This window comes from Robertkochia flava (assembly GCF_020166515.1).
GTDB lineage: Bacteria > Bacteroidota > Bacteroidia > Flavobacteriales > Flavobacteriaceae > Robertkochia > Robertkochia flava.
Genome location: NZ_JAINZT010000005.1, coordinates 426,594 through 446,505, shown reverse-complemented (window position 1 = coordinate 446,505; position 19,912 = coordinate 426,594). Strand labels below are relative to the sequence as shown.

At 42.6% G+C, this 19,912-nt stretch carries 13 protein-coding genes and 1 tRNA gene; 9 read left to right on the top strand and 5 right to left on the bottom strand.

The features are described 5' to 3' along the window. Positions 1–167 precede the first annotated feature (167 nt). Entirely contained in the window at positions 168–440 is a 273-nt protein-coding gene (locus K7R11_RS08455) for an HU family DNA-binding protein (RefSeq protein WP_224490097.1), read from the top strand. A gap of 146 nt (positions 441–586) precedes the next feature. Further along, positions 587–1,147 carry a YqgE/AlgH family protein gene (locus K7R11_RS08450; protein WP_224490096.1) on the top strand — a complete coding sequence of 187 codons (561 nt, stop codon included), beginning with the start codon at positions 587–589 and terminating at the stop codon, positions 1,145–1,147. Between the two features lie 11 nt (positions 1,148–1,158). Here the strand turns inward: K7R11_RS08450 and K7R11_RS08445 are convergent, their stop codons facing one another. Next, positions 1,159–2,010 carry an aminotransferase class IV gene (locus K7R11_RS08445; RefSeq protein ID WP_224490095.1) on the bottom strand — a complete coding sequence of 284 codons (852 nt, stop codon included), beginning with the start codon at positions 2,008–2,010 and terminating at the stop codon, positions 1,159–1,161. Positions 2,011–2,066: 56 nt separating this feature from the next. Further along, positions 2,067–2,450, bottom strand: a complete 384-nt coding sequence (locus K7R11_RS08440; RefSeq protein WP_224490094.1) for an START-like domain-containing protein — start codon at positions 2,448–2,450, stop codon at positions 2,067–2,069. Positions 2,451–2,611: 161 nt separating this feature from the next. Between K7R11_RS08440 and K7R11_RS08435 the strand changes: the two genes are divergently transcribed. Next, positions 2,612–2,685, top strand: a tRNA-Met gene (locus K7R11_RS08435). A gap of 296 nt (positions 2,686–2,981) precedes the next feature. On the opposite strand, the gene K7R11_RS08430 is transcribed toward K7R11_RS08435, so the two are convergent. Both K7R11_RS08430 and K7R11_RS08425 read right to left on the bottom strand, forming a co-directional pair. Beyond that, the gene (locus tag K7R11_RS08430) at positions 2,982–3,872 is read right to left on the bottom strand and encodes a pirin family protein (protein WP_224490093.1); all 891 of its coding nucleotides are present in this window, start codon (positions 3,870–3,872) and stop codon (positions 2,982–2,984) included. Between the two features lie 72 nt (positions 3,873–3,944). Next, positions 3,945–4,532, bottom strand: a complete 588-nt coding sequence (locus K7R11_RS08425; protein WP_224490092.1) for a Crp/Fnr family transcriptional regulator — start codon at positions 4,530–4,532, stop codon at positions 3,945–3,947. A 270-nt stretch (positions 4,533–4,802) separates the two neighbouring features. On the opposite strand from K7R11_RS08425, the gene K7R11_RS08420 reads away from it, so the two are divergent. After that, entirely contained in the window at positions 4,803–6,692 is a 1,890-nt protein-coding gene (locus tag K7R11_RS08420) for a DUF3604 domain-containing protein (RefSeq protein WP_224490091.1), read from the top strand. A 466-nt stretch (positions 6,693–7,158) separates the two neighbouring features. On the opposite strand, the gene K7R11_RS08415 is transcribed toward K7R11_RS08420, so the two are convergent. Beyond that, the gene (locus K7R11_RS08415; protein WP_224490090.1) at positions 7,159–8,367 is read right to left on the bottom strand and encodes a site-specific integrase; all 1,209 of its coding nucleotides are present in this window, start codon (positions 8,365–8,367) and stop codon (positions 7,159–7,161) included. Positions 8,368–8,806: 439 nt separating this feature from the next. On the opposite strand from K7R11_RS08415, the gene K7R11_RS08410 reads away from it, so the two are divergent. The 5 genes from K7R11_RS08410 (at position 8,807) to K7R11_RS08390 (ending at position 19,834) form a co-directional block, all read left to right on the top strand. Continuing rightward, on the top strand, positions 8,807–9,472 hold the full coding sequence (locus K7R11_RS08410) for a response regulator (RefSeq protein ID WP_224490089.1): 666 nt from the start codon (positions 8,807–8,809) through the stop codon (positions 9,470–9,472). Positions 9,473–9,824: 352 nt separating this feature from the next. Beyond that, the gene (locus tag K7R11_RS08405) at positions 9,825–12,218 is read left to right on the top strand and encodes a T9SS type A sorting domain-containing protein (protein ID WP_224490088.1); all 2,394 of its coding nucleotides are present in this window, start codon (positions 9,825–9,827) and stop codon (positions 12,216–12,218) included. Then, on the top strand, positions 12,215–14,086 hold the full coding sequence (locus K7R11_RS08400; protein ID WP_224490087.1) for a DUF5018 domain-containing protein: 1,872 nt from the start codon (positions 12,215–12,217) through the stop codon (positions 14,084–14,086). The genes K7R11_RS08405 and K7R11_RS08400 overlap by 4 nt, the downstream gene beginning before the upstream one ends. A gap of 16 nt (positions 14,087–14,102) precedes the next feature. Then, positions 14,103–19,142, top strand: coding sequence for an ELWxxDGT repeat protein (locus K7R11_RS08395; protein WP_224490086.1), 5,040 nt, complete (start codon positions 14,103–14,105; stop codon positions 19,140–19,142). Continuing rightward, on the top strand, positions 19,139–19,834 hold the full coding sequence (locus tag K7R11_RS08390; protein WP_224490085.1) for a fibronectin type III domain-containing protein: 696 nt from the start codon (positions 19,139–19,141) through the stop codon (positions 19,832–19,834). Before K7R11_RS08395 ends, K7R11_RS08390 begins: the two co-directional genes overlap by 4 nt. The last annotated feature ends 78 nt before the right edge of the window (positions 19,835–19,912 follow it).

Sequence of the window (19,912 nt, the reverse complement as noted above, 5' to 3'; positions counted from 1 at the left end):
ACGCGCATATTTCGTAGAAAAATGCTTACTTTATTAACAATATTCCCGAGTTATCAACAAAATTCAAGGATTTCCTTGCTATTACTTGCATGGCAAGGATTTCCGTATAAATTTGTGAGACGATTAGAATAAATGTTTAACCAATCTTTTTGTAAAATCTTTAAATTATGAACAAAACAGAATTAATCGATGCAATGGCTGCAGACGCAGGGATCACCAAAGCAGCTGCTAAAAAAGCTCTGGAATCATTCCTAGGAAACGTGGAAGGAACTCTTAAAAAAGGAGGAAGAGTATCTTTAGTAGGCTTCGGATCTTGGTCTGTTTCTAAGAGATCTGCCAGAGAAGGTAGAAACCCTCAAACAGGTGCTACCATCAAAATCGCTGCTAAAAACGTAGTGAAGTTCAAGGCAGGTGCTGAACTTTCAAATGCAGTAAACTAATCCTGTAGACGATAAAAAAATGAAGCGCCCAATGGGCGCTTTTTTTATACAATATATCTGAAATCGATAATTTTTTTTTACTCCTTATTTCAGATTAATAGAAAGTTATTATATTTAAGTAGTAACTATTCAAAAATCAAGGGCTTATGGTTTCTTTAACTCCGAAGAAAGGCCATTTGCTCATTGCCGAACCTTCAATCATAGGCGATGTAGCTTTTAACAGGTCTGTCGTGCTCTTAGCTGAGCACAATCAGGAAGGGTCCATCGGATTCATTTTAAACAAGCCCCTTGAATTCAGACTCAACGAACTCGTTCCTGACATTAAAAAATCCTTTAAAGTATACAACGGTGGTCCCGTGGAGCAGGACAACCTGTACTTTATTCACAAGGTCCCCCAACTCATCGAAAACAGTATTGAAATTTCCCATGGTATCTACTGGGGTGGAGATTTTGAAACCATCATTGACCTGATCAATAATGGATCCATCAAAGAAGAAGACATCAAGTTCTTCCTGGGCTATTCCGGGTGGGAAAACATGCAACTGGAAAAAGAATTAGGAAGTAATTCCTGGGTGGTAGCCGAAAACCACTACAAAAGCAGTATTATAAAAAAGTCGACCATTCATTTCTGGAAAGAAAAGATGATGGAACTCGGAGGAGATTACATCATCTGGTCAAATGCCCCCGAGAATCCTTCCCTGAACTAACCATACTTTGGCTATTGTTCCGTTAGACGCACGACAGCGTTTAACCTCCCAAGCAACCTTCTGCAAACCTCACTTTCAAAATTTTTCTTTCGGTACTTACTTACAGGTATGATACCCGAAATTACATTGGTAATAAACAACTCATCTGCTTTCTGGAGTTCGAAAGGAGATATACTCTCTTCCCGGAACTCGAGATCTTCGGTTTTCCCGATGATCTCAATGAGCTTTTTTCTCAGAATTCCATTTATACACCCATCCGCAACCGGGGGTGTTTTTATAACGTTCCCCTTAACGAGGAAGAGATTTCCGTTAATGGCTTCAACGACCTTCTTATCGGTATTCAACAAAAGGCAATTATGATAATCGTTCTCACTGGCAAATATTCCTGCAAGAACGTTCAGAGCCCTGTTATTGGTCTTTACGGAACTCAGTAAGCCTGGAGCCATATAATGATCTTTAAACAATTCCACCTCGCAAAGGGCTTCCCTGATCTGGTAAAATGCCTCGGCTACCGGTGCAGCTTCAATAACATATTCTACCCCTCGGTTTTCCGGAGTGTAGCGCCCTCCGCTCTTTCTGAATACCGTAAGTCGCACCCGCGCGGTGGTGCCGGTTAACCCGGTAACCTCCAGGATTTTCCTGATCTGGTCTTCAAGAAATTCCATGGTGAATTCCATGGGTATATCCATACGCATAATACGCATCCCGGCCATAAGCCTGAGGTAGTGTTCTTCCCAGAACAATACCTTCCCTGCATTTACCCGGATGGTCTCGAACACTGCATCTCCATAGCGCAGCCCCCGATTCTCTTGATTGAGAAATTTCTCCTCATGTTCCAGGATAGTACCGTTAAAATTTACCATAAAAAAATGCCTTGAAAAATTCAAGGCACAAATATAAAGGTAATGCTTAAGCTTTCCTAAACCGAACCCAAGACGTGCTTCAGATCAGAGATCTGGTTTTCCCAGAGCATCTTAGCTTCATCTATCTCATCTTCCTCCGTGAAATCGGTAACCATTAGTGAAACATCCTTGGTGATCTCATCCACCACGATCTTCATCTCAAAGAAGCTGTCATCTTCAGATGCAACCCATCGGAATTTGATAAGCTCCCCACTCTTCTTGCGAATCACCTTGGCCTGTTCCTCCGAGTCGTCCCAGATAAAGGTATAAAGCTCACCCCGGGAGTTCACATTATCTGCGAACCATTCTGATAATCCGGAGGGTGTAGATATATATTGATACAGTAATTGTGGGGAGGAATGGATAGGGAACTCCAATTCATATTTAATCTTTTCTTCCATAGGTTGATTAGTTGATTCTTGTGGGTCAATATAATTATTTCTTTATAACCTCAAGATAATTTTAGATGAAAATATTTTTTTGACTTTAGTTTGTACAAGGTGATTTTGTTTATATATTTGCACCCGCTAAGAAAAACAAAGGGTTCAGACCCTGCGGGAATGGCGAGGTAGCTCAGTTGGTTAGAGCGTCGGATTCATAACCCGGAGGCCACGGGTTCAAATCCCGTCCTCGCTACAAGAATGAAAAGGCTTTCGAGAGATCGGAAGCCTTTTTTATTTGGCGGGTACAACATAGGTAAAACATTTTCGACAATAATTACCTAAATGGCAGTTCATCATTTTAATTGAACAGATATGCCTTAATTCTTCTTTTTAACATTCAACAAATCTCTTTATTGTTTGGCTTGTTTATATGGTTTCCTGAAAGGAAGGCATATAAATAGCTCGTTTACCAGGCCTTAAAAAGGGCCAGAAAACGAGCTTGAATTGTATTTAAAAGATTGAATTTGAGAAAGAATATTAATTAAGAATTTAATCCGGTATGTTATCTTCCAAAACTCCAAATTTGCCTTCCTTAAAATCATTGAAGGCTTGCATTAATTCTTCCCGAGTATTCATAACAAAAGGGCCTTGGGCTGCGATTGGCTCATTAATCGGTTCGCCGCTCATCACTAAAACTACCGCATCTTCTTTTGCTTCCAACCTGAAAATCTCACCGTCATTAGCCATTAGGGCCAGATGATCTGTTGGTACTTCCTCCTTACCATTGATCACGATACTTCCCTCCAATACCAGTAATGCCGTATTATAGTTTTGAGGGAAGTTCAATTCAGCTATATTTCCCTCATTCAACTTTATATTAAACATATGTATCGGGGTAAATGTGTTAGCTACACCTTTTATACCCTTATATTCTCCCGCAATGACTTCAACGGACCCTGCATTATGTTCAAACTCATATCGGTTAAGATTGTCACTTTTAATGGCCTGGTATCTTGGGGAACTCATTTTAAATTTCGCGGGCAGGTTAACCCAAAGCTGAACCATTTGAAAATCGCCCCCCTTCTTACTCCATTCTTTTTCATGATACTCTTTATGCAAAACCCCACTTGCAGCGGTCATCCATTGGATATCTCCTTCACCTATAACTCCTCCTCCCCCGCTGCTGTCATGGTGTTGAACCCTTCCCTTATATGCTATAGTTACCGTTTCAAATCCTCTATGAGGATGAACATCCACTCCTTTTGGGGTATCACTCGGCGGAAAATAATACGTTGAATTGTAATCCAAAAGTATAAAAGGACTCATGCGTTGCATATCCATACGAAACCCACTTGGGATAAAATTATGTACCCGGAATCCATCACCCACAAAATGGGGTTCCTTTGGGCTTGCCACTAATTCTAAAGATCTTGTTTTCATATGCTTTTGTTTATGTCTCGAAATTACGCTTCAGTATGATCCTGCACATTGATGTATGGTAAGAAACAATCCTTAAATACTCTTTGTGGATATTGACCTTCTGACACGACTAAGACTTTCAGGGGTTATACCCAGATAGGAGGCAACCATCGCCTGAGGAACTCTTCTCAAGATATCCGGATACATCGCTACAAATTGAAGGTACCTCTCTTCTGCACTGGCACTTAACAGGAGCCTGATCCTGTTTTGTAAATGCCGAATATGATTATGCAGTAACCTGTTGTTAAAATCAGAGAATCCTATCAGCTCCCTTGATAGTACTTGAATTAACTCTTCATTTATCAATGCTACTTCACTATCTTCCAATGCTTGAATGAAGTATGTAGATGGATTGTCAAAGTAGGTGCTTTCCCTGTCAGTAACGAACCAGCTCTCCGGAGCAAAACTTATAATGTGCTCCTTGCCGGAATTATCTAAGTGAAACTGTCTTAATAGCCCAGTTTCCACAAAAAAAGTAGTTTTGCAATATTCCCCAGCCTTTAGAAGAAATTGATTCTTTTTCACCTTCCGAATACTACAAGATTTTAAGATAGAACTCACCTCGTGCTCATCAATACCTGAATTGGAGATCAAAAATCTTTTAAAATTATTATTGTTCAATGATATATTATTTTTCTTTATTCAACAATTTTCCCAAGCTGTAATAAAACAACCTAAGGACATACATTAAAGGTGTCAGGTGTCATACAACAGTAACATTTGGATAATTCTAGATCACGAAATTGTTATGTATTCATCAAGATTGTCCTTTTTAAAAATAATCAATTGACACATTATCCTAAAAACCTTATATTCAACACTTTAAGGATTATCGGTCGTAAAATCCAGTATTGCTTACTTCTGGAAATTAAAAAAATCTAAGACATGAAAATGAATAATTTAATTCTCCCCCTTATACTTCTTATTTTTCATTCAAAAGCAATTGCCCAGGACACTCCTAAACCTATTAAAGAACAAATCCAATATTCTCCCTACCCTGAAGAAAATTTCCCTAATCAGGTGTTTTATGGCGACACGCATTTGCACACCAGCTACTCTACCGATGCAGGAATGATCGGTGCTATTCTGACTCCGGAAGATGCATACAAATTTGCGATGGGTCAGCAAATTACATCCAATACTGGGTTGTCCGTACAGCTTAACAGACCTCTTGATTTTCTTGTAGTTGCTGATCATTCTGAGAATTTAGGCCTCGCTCCCGCCATAGCTTCTTCAGACCCAGTACTGCTTACCAACTCATGGGGTAAAAAGGTTCACGATCTGGTTAAATCCGGATTGGATGGAGCTGCAGCTGCCTATGATGAGTGGATAGCCAAACTTGCAAAACGTGAAAATCCACTGGAAGATCAACCTGAGTTTCAAAAAACCTACTGGAACAAAATCATTGATGCAGCAGAAAAATACAACCAGCCAGGGAGCTTTACCGCCTTTATCGGGTATGAATGGACCTCCAATCCAGATGGGAACAATTTACATCGAAACGTAATTTTTCGTGACGGAGAAGATAAGGCCAGGGAGGTAATTCCCTTTTCCCAATACGACAGTTACGATCCCGAGGATCTTTGGAACTGGATGCAGTCTTATGAAGAAAAAACCGGAGGTCAATTATTAGCCATTCCTCATAATGGAAATCTGTCTAATGGATTAATGTTCGATGTCGAAACATTCAGTGGAGCGCCACTCACTAAAGAATATGCAGAAAAACGTATGAAACGTGAACCTGTTTATGAAATAACACAAATGAAAGGTGATGCAGAGGCCCACCCATCATTGTCGCCGAATGATGAATTTGCAGATTATGAAACCTGGGATTTAGGAAGTTTTGGTCCTGAGCCAAAATCAAAAGATATGCTCCCGCGGGAATATGTACGTGAGGCATGGAAACGAGGGTTAGCCTATAAAAAAGAGTTTGGAGCCAACCCATTTAAATTTGGCGTTATTGGCTCTACGGATTCGCATACCGGACTGGCCTCTACAGAAGAGGATAACTATTTCGGTAAGGTGGTGAGCCTGGAACCCTCTGCCGATCCTATACGTTTTGACGAGGTCATTGCAGGACGCCCGGCCCCAGAAGGTCATCAGATCTATGCCCGTCAAGTTGGTTCTGGTGGGTTGGCAGCAGTATGGGCCCGTGAGAACACGAGAGAAGCGATCTGGGATGCCTTCGCCAGAAAAGAAGTGTTTGCTACTACCGGGACCCGACTGCGAGTAAGAGTATTCGGAGGATTCAATTTTAGCGCTGAGGATTTGCACCTGTCTGATTTTGCCAAATACGGTTATGAAAACGGGGTACCCATGGGAGGTGATCTTGAAAGAGCACCTTCAGGGAAATCCCCGGCTTTTCTAATTCGGGCAGTTAGAGACCCGGATGGCGCAAACCTTGACAGGGTTCAGGTGATTAAAGGATGGATGGATGATGAAGGTATAACGCATGAGCAGATATATGATGTAGCCGTGTCGGGAGATCGTACCATCGATGAAACCGGAAGGGCCAAACAAAAAGTAGGTAATACAGTAAATATTGAGGAGGCTACTTATGACAACTCGATTGGTGCTCCATTCCTGGAAGGATTTTGGATTGACCCTAATTTCGATCCTTTAGAGAGTGCTTTTTATTATGTTCGCGTATTAGAAATCCCCACTCCAAGATGGACTACTATTGACGCCAAGATATTTGGAGTTACATTACCCAAAGATGTCCCTGCAAGTATACAGGAACGTGCTTATACCAGTCCAATTTGGTATAATCCCGGAGAGTAAAGTTATCCGGTATCTTTTTGCTAGCTTATAAATACCTGATGATAATAAACAGACACTATAGGGTAATGCTAAAATCCAATCCTTGAGTCACTGGAAATAAAACTAATAGGCCAGTACCTTTGCCTTTGGTTTTACAATGAGAGTCATCTGAAATTATCAACAATGTTTCATTATAATAAAAGGGAATAGCAAGAGGGCAACGCGCTGAAGCTCGTTGCTTTTATCCATGATTCCCCTTAACCCCTGTTATTACTGATGAACTAGCATGTTGCATGTTAAACATGCGAATTGGCGTTTTTACCACAACTTTATCCCCAAACATTGCATAGATTAGTTATGGAAGATAAGGGGTTGATTTAGTACTGAAAATTGAAATATCCGTGGAATACTCATCCCGCAACATGAAAAGAGAGAAAATGACATAGTCGATTTCAAATATTCAATTCGGATTACTTCTCTTACCAAATCAAAAATTAACCACTTTATCAAGGGCGTCATCAGCCTCCTTTTGCATAAAGCTGGCCTGGTAGGCGATGGTGGTGGTAATAGAAGAATGCCGATACAGTTTCTGTAGCATTTGAATAGGGATTTTATCCCCCGAAATATTCCCGAAACTATGACGCGCAATATGCATGGTTAGTTTTTTATCAATTTCCAGTTTATCAGCAATGGTCTTAAGTCTTCTGTTTATGGTTCTGGTAGAAGTACGAATCCTGGTAAGCCTTGTTCTTGAATGATGAAGGTCTGCCTCCTGAAGATAATCGAATAACAAGGCATTTCGAGAAGACTTTCCTGATCTGTATTTGCCCAGAATCTTTTCGGCCTTTACCGGTATTTTCAAAGACACCAGCTTTTTATTCTTATCCATTCGGTAATACAACCTGCCATCCTTGAAATCAGACCAACGCAATTGCAGGACATCACTGACACGTATCCCTGCAAAATAAAAACTGGTAAGCCAGACATCCAAAGCCCGGACTTGAGCAGGAGTTAATCCTTCTGCAGATTCAAGAATCCGGATCTCATCCATCGTTAATCCGATCTTTTGAGATTCCGGTATTTTTATACTGATCTTACCTTTCCCAAATGGATATAACGCCCTGGAGGCCATACCCATGGTAATGCCCTGATTATAAATTTTTCGTATCAGGATCAAATAGTTAATTGCCGTTCTGGGTTTTCTTCCCTCTGTTACCACCAGGTGACTTTGAAACTTGCGCAACAAGGCTACATCAATATCATCAAAAGAAAGCTTATTTCTGCCGATAAAAGTTAAAAACTTCTCCACCCTACCCTTTTGATTCTCATACTGCCTGAATTTTTCGTCACGCTTCAATTGATCCAGGTGCATCTTAGCTACCTCAAAAAAGCCTAACTTATCTTCGCCCCGAACACTTTTACGAACAGCTCCTGCAGAAACTTTGGCCTTGGCTATTTCGGCCTCCAAGAGTTTATCGTTGATCTCTGCGATCCTTTTAACGATCAGGTGATTTAGTCTCCTGGAATTAGGATGACTTTTTTTAACAACTCCCAGTTCTTCGTCCCAATGCTTTTGTTCAATATATTGTCCGGTATAGATATAAGAAGATTTGCGATCTTTAGTAATCCGGATCGCAACGGGAAATAAGCCCCTGGCGTTTCTCTTTTTTCGCAGTATGGGTTTTATGGAAGACATTCATATAACTTGCTGATACTAAATTTACGAATAAGTCAGGAGATACAGGTACAACATAGGTACAACATTTTATGCATTCACTTGGTTTTAAATCGTGTCAATAAAAATTAAAACCTCTCAAAACCATAGTATTTAAAGGGTTTTATAGAAAATTGAAGAATATCCGATTAATCTTCATAACCCGGAGGCCACGGGTTCAAATCCCGTCCTCGCTACAAAAATGAAAAGGCTTTCGAGAAATCGGAAGCCTTTTTTTATCCCCCACTCCCGGCGGTTCGCTCCCCTATTTTATAGACTAAAATCCCTGGCAAGAAGTAAAAGATACACAGCAGTCTACTAATTCTCCATAAAAATACGGGTATCCGTAAACTTCTATACGGAAAGTGGATTAAATTTGAGTACCCCGATAACGAGCTTCGTTTCATTTCATTCGACACGTATGATAAAGAAGGTACTGATTGCAGAAGATATTGACAGCATCAATGAAGGGCTGGTAAATTTCCTTAGTGATACTTTCAACTTTGAGATCGTACAGGCCAAATATTGTGATGAGGCCTACCTGAAGATCAAGCGAGCGATTTTAGACGAAGAGCCGTTTGACCTCCTCATCACCGACCTGTCTTTCAAACAGGATCACAGGGATGCCAATCTCAAGGATGGCGAAATGCTGATGAATCGTTTACGGGATGAAGCTATAGACATTAAAGCCATCATGTATTCTATCGAAGACCGTCCATTTAGAGTCAGGCAGCTAATTGACAAACTCCGGTTAAGTGCATTTGTCACCAAGGGCCGTAACAGTATCAACGACCTGAAGCAGGTTATCCAGGCCATTTCAAAGGGCGAAGCGATTCCCGTTGCTCCCCAGAGAGACCAGCTCCCGGGAGAGGAGTCGATGAACCTGGATGATTACGACATTGCTTTGCTCTCGAAACTTTCTGAAGGGCTTTCCCAGGAAGAGATCGGACAGCTGTTCAAAGACAACAATATTAAACCTGCCAGTTTGAGCAGTATAGAAAAGCGCATCAATAAACTCAAGATCTACCTCAAGGCCAAAAACACCATCCATCTTATTGCCATCGCCAAGGATATGGGAATAATTTAGAAAAATAGCGCGCTATACGGTTTTCCGTAAGGAAAAAACAATTCGTTAATTGATATTTGTCACTGTGCGTAAAGCACAATTAATAATCTGTTTGACTTAGTAATCAAACAAGGTTTGGGGGAAAGAACCCCTCCGTTTATTCGGAGGGGTTTTTGTTTTACAAAGCTCTTGTATTTTACAACCCCGAATAGCGCTCTCTATGAATTCCGAATAAATCACTCATAATCAATCGATTATCAACCATGTCTTAAAATCTCGCTTTCAACCTGTCATTTACAAGGATTAAACCCTTCTTTTTATAGAAAATAAGTACTATATTCCTCCTCCATTTACGACCCTTTACACCACTATTTTGAAAAAAAACTACATCCGGATCTCCCCCCTTTTCTTACTATTACTTTTTCTCATCCTCCCTGTTCGTTCCCAGGATGTTAACTGGGCCATAACCGGTGGCGGACACCTCGGCGCATCGTCCAGAGCGATAAAAAAAGTACCGGGCGGACTGATTTATTTTACCACCTACGCTCTCGAAAAAAGAAGTTACCAAGGGGAACTGATCTGGAGGTTTGATGCCTTTGACCTGGACATGTTCCAATATTCCACAAGCAAACCCGGACTCGGGGGAATCACCGTTGACGAGAAGGGAAACATATATGCTCAACTCACCTTTCCTGTAAACGGGGATGGCCCCACCACAGTGCAGGGCATCAAGATCCCTCATGGGGATTCTATCATAAAGATCAGTGCTGATGGTCGTCTGCTCTGGGCCCAGCCCCTTGAGAATGCTGTAAGAGTATACCTGGAGTACCACCAGGGTACCGTTTATGTCGTTGGCGAATTTACAGGGACACTAACCGCAGGTAATACCGAAACCCTGACCAGCCAGGTATCTTCCTGTTATTCCGGTTCAGTAAATGCGAAAGACCTTTTCATCCTTCAATACAATACCATAGGCCAGCTTCAGAAAGCTCAAAGGTATGGTGGCGAAGCTGATGACACCTTAAAATCATTTACCCTGGACGACCAGGGCAATGTGTATTTTGCAATCAACTACGGGATAGACACCTGTGCCCCTAATGAAACTCAACTCCATAAATTGAGTAAGGACCTATTACCGGTTTGGCAATCCACAATAGCAAAAGAATTTGAACAAGGTAACGGGTCCTCTGTATTTGACTCGGCCTATATCAAGATTGGCGCTAACCAAAAGGTTTATGTATGGACATACGCGTTTAATACGGTGATCTCCAATAATTTTCGGGTGATCAGCACCTCTTTCGGATATTCTGCCGCCTTACTGGAATACGACTCGCACCGGGGAGACTTTATGAACTACAATACCTTTGACACCTTTGTAAATTACGGTCGGGCTGGCTTTATGGCCGATTACAAGGATCACCTGCTACTGGCCACCTCTTTCTGGGAAGAGCAGGAATTCACGAATGGCTCCTTAAGCACAAATAACCCCGGAACAGAACCGGTTCTTATAAAGGTAAATCTGCATGACCTGAGCATGGAGTATCTGATTCACCTTTCAGGAACGCCTCAACCCTATTTTAACAATGTAGAAGATATTTCAGGCCCTATCGCTGTGGAAGATGATCAGCTCTTTTATTCAGGTGCATATTCTTCAGATACGCTTAACATCAACGAACAAATCTATTTAAAGAACAACGCAGGGAATAACGCAAAGAATGCATTTCTGATCAGCTATGATCTCTCTGCCATCGACTTTTCAACAACCGACACAGACTCCGATCAGGACTCGGTGCCAGACCGCCTTGATCTTTGTCCGGACACCCCTTCCGGCGAAGCTGTTGACACCAGCGGGTGTAGTCTTTCCCAGAAAGACTCTGACCATGATGGGATTTCTGATGAAAACGACCATTGCCCTGATACTGCTTTAGGTGCAGAGGTCAATGCCCAGGGTTGTGCAAGCAATCAGACCGACAATGATGCAGACGGCATACCCGACATAAACGACAAATGCCCCAACACCTCACCCGGAGCTGAGGTCAATGATGAAGGATGTGAGCTGATCTCTCTGCGATCCGATCTTTTTGAGGTAAATGGCACCGGAGAGTCTTGTCCGGACGCGAACAATGGGATCATTACCATTAAGGCAGGAGATAATCGCATGTACAAGGCTATTCTGGACGGGACTGATGCAGAGGTTTTTTCGAATGAACTCATTCTGAAAAACATGGCCCCGGGGTCTTACCAGGTATGTATTACTGCAGCAGAATTGGTCTCGGACACCCTTTGTTATAATGTAGAGATCGCTCCAACAGCCCAGGTTTCTTTCAAAACGCAGATGGACGAAACCTCAGAAAAGCTTCAGGTCGAGCTTCAGGGAGGTGAAATGTATATCATCAACTTTAACGACCGGATCTTTACCACTTCAGAAACGTACCTGGAACTATCGCTGAAAAAAGGAATCAATACCCTGGAAGTCATAACAGATAAAGAATGTCAGGGTAAATTGATGGAAAAAGTTTACCTGGAAGAAGATCTTTATACCTTTCCAAATCCTTTTAATTCAACCTTTGAGATCGCTCATTCAGACCTGTCGGCTTCTGCCGTGGTAACTATTTTTAATCCTCTGGGGCAGCAGGTATACCAGGAAATCCATTCACTTTCGGGGAACACCATCTCTATAGCGCTTCCGGAACTACCCCGGGGGATATATGTATTAGAATACCGTTCGGAGCAACATACCCACTATCAAAAAATCATCAAACAATGAAAAAAGTTCAAATCCTGGCAGTTTTAGGACTATTATTGCTCTCCTGCAGTAAAAAAGATGATACGGAAACAGCCCGAAAAACAACCCCTGTTGCGGTAAATCTGGAGTTCCCCCTGAATAATGCAGTTTGTATTGAAGGACAGGAAACAAGTAACGGTAATCTTCTTGTTTCGTTTGGATGGCGGGACGCAGAACATGATTATTACGAAGTGGAGATCACTAACCTGGAAACAGAACAAACCTTCAAAAGCAGTGTCACTACAAATTCTTTCAAGACAGAATTAAGCAGGAATACCCCCTTTTCCTGGAAGGTCATTTCCCGTGTCAATGACAGGGAAGACAAGGCAGAAAGTGACCTCTGGAAATTTTATACCTCAGGAGAAGGAATTTCAAACTATGCGCCTTTTCCGGCGGAATTAACTGCTCCGGAAGACAGGACTGTTCTGGAGAAAACCCAGTTAACTGTCGATTTCTCCTGGGAGGCCAGTGATATCGATGACAATACCCTTGAATACGATCTCTACCTGGGGAAGAATAATCCTCCCCTTGAAGTTGTAGCTTCCGGCCTGGAATCCCCGGTTTATAGTTTAACACTTTCTGAAGGGAATAATCTATACTGGAGAGTCTTAACCAGGGATGGTGCTGGCAACGAATCCTTTTCCAAAACACGTATGCTGGACCTTCCAAATGGAACTGTTATTTCTTCCTTTACCGTAGCGGTGAACGACTCTGTTTACACAGCCAGTATAGATGATGAGGCAGCAACCATTAACCTGACTCTTGGCAATTTCAGCTACAGTGAGATCGCCCCCACCATCGAAATTCAGGAAGGTGCAAGTATCAATCCTCAAAGCGGCGTTCCTTTAAACTTTCTGGACGACCTGTTCTATGAAGTCACCCTACCGGACGGAACCCTCAAGCGCTATGACCTGGTCCTTACCAGCGGGCAACATGAGGTGGAGTCATTCAGGGTATTTAACGGAACTGACGAATATATAGGGATGATAGATCATGAAGAAGGAACTATCGAGATCGAGCTCGGGAATTTGGACTACTCTTCCATCACCCCGGAGATCGTACTTTCTCCTTCAGCTACGAGCGATCCTGCGCAAACAGAGATCATGGACGTTTCCTCTCCTTATACTTTTACAGTAACCTCAGAGCGGGGAACTACTAAAGCATACGTGGTTAAGGCTCCCATTAAACTTTCCAGAATTTATGGGTATTTCAGGAACCCTGGATTTCAATTTTACGAATCTTCAGTCGGCATCGATCATCGGGTATTCGCAGGAGCCACCCAGTACATTCATGCGTCAAACATACAGGATGTATCCCAGGTTGCACTATACCTGGTTTCCGATGATGGAACACCCTATCAAATGGAGGTATTCCGCAGTTCGTATTCTCATGCCCACAGTTTTGAAAGTTCTAACTCCACCAACCTCCTCACCGTTATTGTTCCGGATGGTATACCTTCAGGGAAATACAGTTTCCTTATAGAAGAAAACAACAGAAGTACTGCATACCCTCATATGATGGAAGTCATTAATGACGATAGTATCATCAGGATCACAGAAATCAACAAAACTGACCTGTCTTTAAGGGATACCCTGGTTATTAAGGGGTTTAACCTTAAAAAACGTCTGGCCATTAAATCTTTCGGAAGCACCTACCTATACAGTGATTACTCCAGTGAACTTTCGGTAAATGCAGAGGGTACAGAAATGCAATTCATCATTTCAGGGGGGGTGTATAACAACCTGAGATGGGGCGGATCGAGTCGTGAAAAACCCCTTGCTATTCAAACTAGCAGATCAGACTATTCGAACACCTTAAATTCTAACATCATCTATTTCAACATTAATTAAAATGGCTCATTGCGCTATGCTCACCCGCAAAAAAATTCTGCTTTTCCTGATCGTATTCATCCATTGCTCGCTTCAGGGCCAAACCTATCTCGCGAATTTCCAGGAAATGGGATCCTTCAGAGAAATGAATGACCTGACCTATTTCTTTGGGAAAACCATTGAAAACTGGGGACTATACAGCTCCGACGGCACCGCAAAAGGAACGTATTTAATAAAAGCTTTTGAGGGTTCCATCCAGCCTTCAAATCTGTTTGTCCACCAGAATATGCTGTATTTCGCAGGAGCAGACTCAGAAAACGGACAGGAATTGTGGAAGTCTGACGGAACAACAGTTGGAACGGTCATGATCAAGGATATTTTCGAGGGCAGACATAGTTCCAGCCCCACTAATTTCACGGTTTACAACGGAGAGGTATACTTTAATGCCCGTGATATATATATAAATATAGATTCGAGATACCTTTATAAAACAGACGGCACGGCAGAAGGCACTGTACTACTGGATTCCATCATGCCGGAAGGTAGAGGCTACATAAGAGGAGTTGCCAACGGCTACCTGTATATTGATGACCTGGTACAGGTTCATCAAACCGACGGGACACCTGAAGGAACAACTTCCGTGGTTATAGACGGATTAAACTATATGAAAGGATTTACCCCTACCAGTAAGGGGCTTTATTTTTACACGCATGATTACAATTACAAACACATCAGGCTATACCTATTAACCAGTACAGCCACAGACGGATTTACCATGTTAAAAGAGTTCGCTTCGTCTACCACTCAGGAATTATATGCCATCAAGGAGGCTGGAGACTATGTGTATTTCGCCGTGGGATCGGGGAGCTCCTACAGTAGTATCAAAGATGCCTTATGGCGCACCGATGGGACAAGTGATGGAACCATTGAATTGATGAGTGCAGGAAACTCCCAATTGTATGAATCCGGAAATTTCAGAGGTTTTACAGAATATAATGGTAAACTTTATTTCAATGCTGGTTCAGGTGGTAATAATGCCATGTGGGTAACTAACGGCACCAAGGAGGGTACCTCCTTGCAAATGGATAATGTAAGTCTTAACAAGCTATCAGAGGTAGTTGAACTGAATGGTAAAATCTACTTTGTTGGAAGTAACTCCTACTTGTATTCATATGATCTCGCTGAAGGTACTGCAACAAGATTTTCCAAACAGCAAAATTACGCCAGAACGACCGGCGATACCTACCGCGTGCATTCCGATGGGGAAAAAGTATATTATCAGGTCTCGAACGATAACGGTATCTACCGTATACATCTCTACAATACCAACTCAAATCCTTTGATGGAGGTTGGAGTGAATTACAGTCAGATAAAACAGCACCTGGATGAAGTGTCCTTTTCATCAAAAAAAGACAGCCTGGTCAAGACCCGTGGCTGGATAAGGAATGTAGGGAATGATCCCCTGATCATTTCCAGGGCTTACGTAAGTGGAGAGGGTTTTTATATAAACGGTAAACACGACAGCAATCAGAACGATTACCTTTCTCAGGTAATTGATCCGGGGGCTACCGGTTATTTTGAAATTGGGTTCACCGCCTCAGAAGCAGGGCCATATAATGGCCATCTTATTCTAAAGACCAATACCACGATTCAGTCAGAATTTCGATTAAAACTCAAAGGAAATATTTCAGATGATATTCCCGCAGGGCAAAGCCCGTACTTCCCAAAGGAAAAAGAGATTTATTTTGACCGGCAGCCAGGTTCCATTATTATTGACAATTCCACTATTTCAGAGTCTGCCCCGGCAAATACAACAGTAGCCAGTCTTGAAGTAGCAACACCCGGAGAAGAGTCTTTTCAATTTGAGTTAACATCCGGTGAGGGGGATAAAAACAACGACCTGTTTACAATATCAGGCAATCAATTGGTTCTTCTTGGCGACCCCGCTTTTAACAATCAAAAAGGTCTTACGATCAGAGTCAGGGCTACCGGCGATGGAGGAACGACAGAGGAAGCGGTCTTCGTATTCGAGGTTGTTGCATCGAATAAAATACCGGACCTCTTAGCATGCACTGTAGAGGGAATTTCACTGAGCAGTTCGCTTCTGGATGTGGAATTTCTGAATGAGACCGATGCCATTGCTGTTGGCCAAAGCGGGGTGATCCTGAAAACCACAGATAAAGGAATTACCTGGCAACACCTTTACAGCATCGATAATTTCGCATTATTAAGCGGAATTTATCCATATAACAGCCGGCTCACCGATGTGCAGTTTGTAAACGAACAGACCGGTTTCGTGACAGGTGAGTCGGTATTACTCAGGACTGATGATGGCGGACTTACCTGGCAACCCCTGAATTTTGAGTTATCCTATTCGACCAGGATAAGTTTAACGGCTCTTAGTGCAGACCACCTTATCCTTCGCAATATAAGCCCCTATTATAACGATCCGAATAAAGGCAAGCTCTATCAAAGTACTGATGGCGGCGTAACCTGGCAGGCTTTCGGTGATCTCACCCACAATTACGACCCCGGACCGGTATATTTCTTCAACAATAATTTTGGGCTGGCACTGAACCGAAGTAAGGCATACCACATCACTAACGATGGAGGTGAGCATTGGATACAATACACTATAGAAGACATACCGGGACTAGATTATGACGAATACTTCTCCACTTTTCATTTTCTTGATGAACAAACCGGATATGCCACAACCACAAAAGGTAAATTCCTGAAATCGACGGATGGCGGCATCACCTGGGAGGTGATCAATGCCGACTACCGGGCATCAATGAATAAGATGTTTTTCTCTGATGAAAACACGGGATATCTCTATAATAACGGATTGTACAAAACCTCAGACGGGGGACTTACCTGGGAACGTATAATCCTGGGTAGCTGTACAGGTATATCTTCCATATCCCTGAATAACAGTGGCGATATTATTGCTGTTGGAGGTGGCTGTTATGAAGAGGGCAGAAATATTCATTATTATTCCGAGAGCGAAAGTAAATGGTATGCTTCGAGCTATTTGAAAGGGCGAAACAATATCTCTTACATTTCTTATTCTTCCGATCAAATCTTTATTTTTTCAGAAAATTCTGCAATCTCCAACGATGGAGGAAATAGCTGGAAACCAATGAACCATCCAACAGACGACAGAATAAGATTCGCAGAAAAGCAGGGACAATCGTTATTTATGAAGGACAGTTGGGGGAAACTATACAAGTCTGCCAACAACGGGGAAACATGGACGGAGATCTTCCAGGGAGATTCGAATGGTGGTTTTGATGCCCTGAGCGAAGACACCTTATTTGTTCAAACGGTCGACGGGAATATTGCAAAGACCACTGATGGGGGAACCACCTGGTCGAACCTATCAGCGGATCCTTATTCCATATTCCGAAACATCGAATTTACCGATGATCTAACAGGCTATATGTCGGGGACCAGCTCACCTTTTTTAAGAACTGTTGATGGGGGCGCTACCTGGGACACTTTAACCATGGGTAGTCCGGAGGCTTTCCTCCTTCATCAGTTTCATTTTGTAAACAGCACTACCGGAATGATCTCCAGCGATACCGGATTTTATAAAACAAACGACGGAGGAGATACCTGGATTAAAATGGACCTGCCTGCAAAGAACAGTACAACTTCGCTTCGGATCGAAGCTAAGAACGCTTCCGAATGGTATATCGCAATAGGAAATCAACTGTATTACTCTCCTGATACCGGAGACACCTGGACTCTCTATCACCAGACGTCTGAAAACATATCGGCCCTCGCATTTCAGGGCGACCTCATTTATCTGAGTCAAGGCAATGGAGCAATACTGAAATTAAAGGACGATGAAAGTACCCTTACCGCATCTGCAATCTCGGGGGACATAACGGTTACCCTGGGATCTGAAGAGGTGTATACGGTTATAAAATACAGCGATGCGCAATACAGCTGGGAAGTAGAAGGTGAAAATGAAGTCGTTTATGAAGGCAATCTTGCAAAAATAAAGTGGTTGCAGGAAGGAACATTTAGCATCGCGGCCACTCCATATAACAGTTGTACTTCCGGAAATTCATCAGCATTGACGGTGCGGGTATTTGCCAGGCCCGACCCACCTGTTATCCAGGGGCCTGAACATGTTACCGAGGAAGATAGCGGTATCATCTATACGACGGCAATAAGAGAAAATGTTAAATATATATGGCATGTCTCCGGTCATATTTCGTACCAGGCGAATGGAAATGAATTATTTGTGGATTGGGGTGAAAGTGGTATCGGACAGGTTGGATTAACCCTCCGTTACCCGGATTCGGGAATCCTGACGTCCAGCGCACTAGATGTAACGGTTCTTCCTAAGGATCCTTTCATTATCACGACCAGGGATGTTTCTTGCCAAGGGAAGACCAATGGGCAGCTTACCGTTTCTTCCAAAATACCATCCACACTTATGTATAATCTGGAGCTGCAGTCTGCCAGCGGAACAGAATCTCAAAGCTTTTATTCCGGAACAACCATTAATGACCTAGCGCCGGGAATTTACAATTTGTGTATTACAGCGAACTTGTATAACACCAGCTTCTGCTACCAATTCGAAATTAAAGAACCCGAACCCCTTCAAGTAAGTTCCAAAACAGAAAGCTCCTCGAAAAAGGTAAGTCTGGATATACAAGGAGGCACCCTCCCCTACACGATCTCCATGAATGGTGTGGTAGTTACAGAAACCTACCGTGGTAAAGTAGATATAAGCGCCTCAAACGGCGACCTGATCGAGGTTTCCTCTGCTGCAGAATGCGAGTTTTCATATAGTATGAAAGTGAGCTTCTACCGGGATGCCGGTATCATTCCCAACCCGGCACAGAATCAATTCAGGATCTACCTGGACCCGGATAGTGATACAGGAATTCAATCTATGCCCGTTACAATATACAATACGGCAGGGATTGCGGTTTACCGAAAGGATATCCCTGTGATTAATTATACCGTAGAAGCTAATATCACTTCCTTTCCTGCAGGAGTATACCTGGTAATTATCGGCACTGAAAAGAAAAGAACCTATAAATTAATTAAGCAATGAGAACGTTTTGGACCATCTTGATCTCGGCAGCGCTTTGCGCTTGTTCCGGAGAAGAAATTGAAGAACAGGAAAAAGGGCCCGACATCATCATCAATAAAGCTCCCGGCACCCCAATCCTCATCTTTCCGGAGAAAGATCAGCTTTGCCTTGATCCGGTAATAGCATTTACATGGCACAGGACAACCGATCCCGATGGCGATCAGGTCTCTTATAATTTACAATTGAGTTCAGATCCTTCCTTTGGGGTACTGATCAGGGACCTCAACACGAGAGACACCACCACAACCATGAACCTGGATCCTGCAGCCGATTATTATTGGCGGGTGGCGGCTTACGATGATTCCGGGGAGAAAGGATCTTTCGCACAATATCAGGCATTTACAGTTGAAGGCAACCCTGAAAGCAATCATGTTCCCAACTCCCCTACCCTGGTAAGCCCTTACCTGAATGCAAGTGTAGCACCGGGAAGCCAAACACTTTCATGGGACGCCGTGGATGCCGATAACGAGGTTTTAACCTTTGACATCTATTTCGGTACTACCAACCCTCCGCAGCTGTACGTCGCTGATCACGGTGCCAACACCCTGGGCGTTACCACCGAGGCCGGGAAAACGTATTTCTGGAAGGTACATGCCAAGGATCAATCATCTTTAAGTATCGGTAATACCTGGACATTCAGTACATCAGAATAAATTTCGGAAAAGAACCGAAAAGCGGAAATACGCGTTCTGTTTATAAAGGAATTATTCTGCAAAAAAACCTTGTGCTCA

Bases quoted from the DNA above. Each gene is read 5' to 3' on its own strand.
- K7R11_RS08455 (WP_224490097.1), top strand. From the start codon at position 168: ATGAACAAAACAGAATTAATCGATGCAATGGCTGCAGACGCAGGGATC.
- K7R11_RS08450 (WP_224490096.1), top strand. From the start codon at position 587: ATGGTTTCTTTAACTCCGAAGAAAGGCCATTTGCTCATTGCCGAACCT.
- K7R11_RS08445 (WP_224490095.1), bottom strand. From the start codon at position 2,010: ATGGTAAATTTTAACGGTACTATCCTGGAACATGAGGAGAAATTTCTC.
- K7R11_RS08440 (WP_224490094.1), bottom strand. From the start codon at position 2,450: ATGGAAGAAAAGATTAAATATGAATTGGAGTTCCCTATCCATTCCTCC.
- K7R11_RS08430 (WP_224490093.1), bottom strand. From the start codon at position 3,872: ATGAAAACAAGATCTTTAGAATTAGTGGCAAGCCCAAAGGAACCCCAT.
- K7R11_RS08420 (WP_224490091.1), top strand. From the start codon at position 4,803: ATGAATAATTTAATTCTCCCCCTTATACTTCTTATTTTTCATTCAAAA.
- K7R11_RS08415 (WP_224490090.1), bottom strand. From the start codon at position 8,367: ATGTCTTCCATAAAACCCATACTGCGAAAAAAGAGAAACGCCAGGGGC.
- K7R11_RS08410 (WP_224490089.1), top strand. From the start codon at position 8,807: ATGATAAAGAAGGTACTGATTGCAGAAGATATTGACAGCATCAATGAA.
- K7R11_RS08400 (WP_224490087.1), top strand. From the start codon at position 12,215: ATGAAAAAAGTTCAAATCCTGGCAGTTTTAGGACTATTATTGCTCTCC.
- K7R11_RS08395 (WP_224490086.1), top strand. From the start codon at position 14,103: ATGCTCACCCGCAAAAAAATTCTGCTTTTCCTGATCGTATTCATCCAT.
- K7R11_RS08390 (WP_224490085.1), top strand. From the start codon at position 19,139: ATGAGAACGTTTTGGACCATCTTGATCTCGGCAGCGCTTTGCGCTTGT.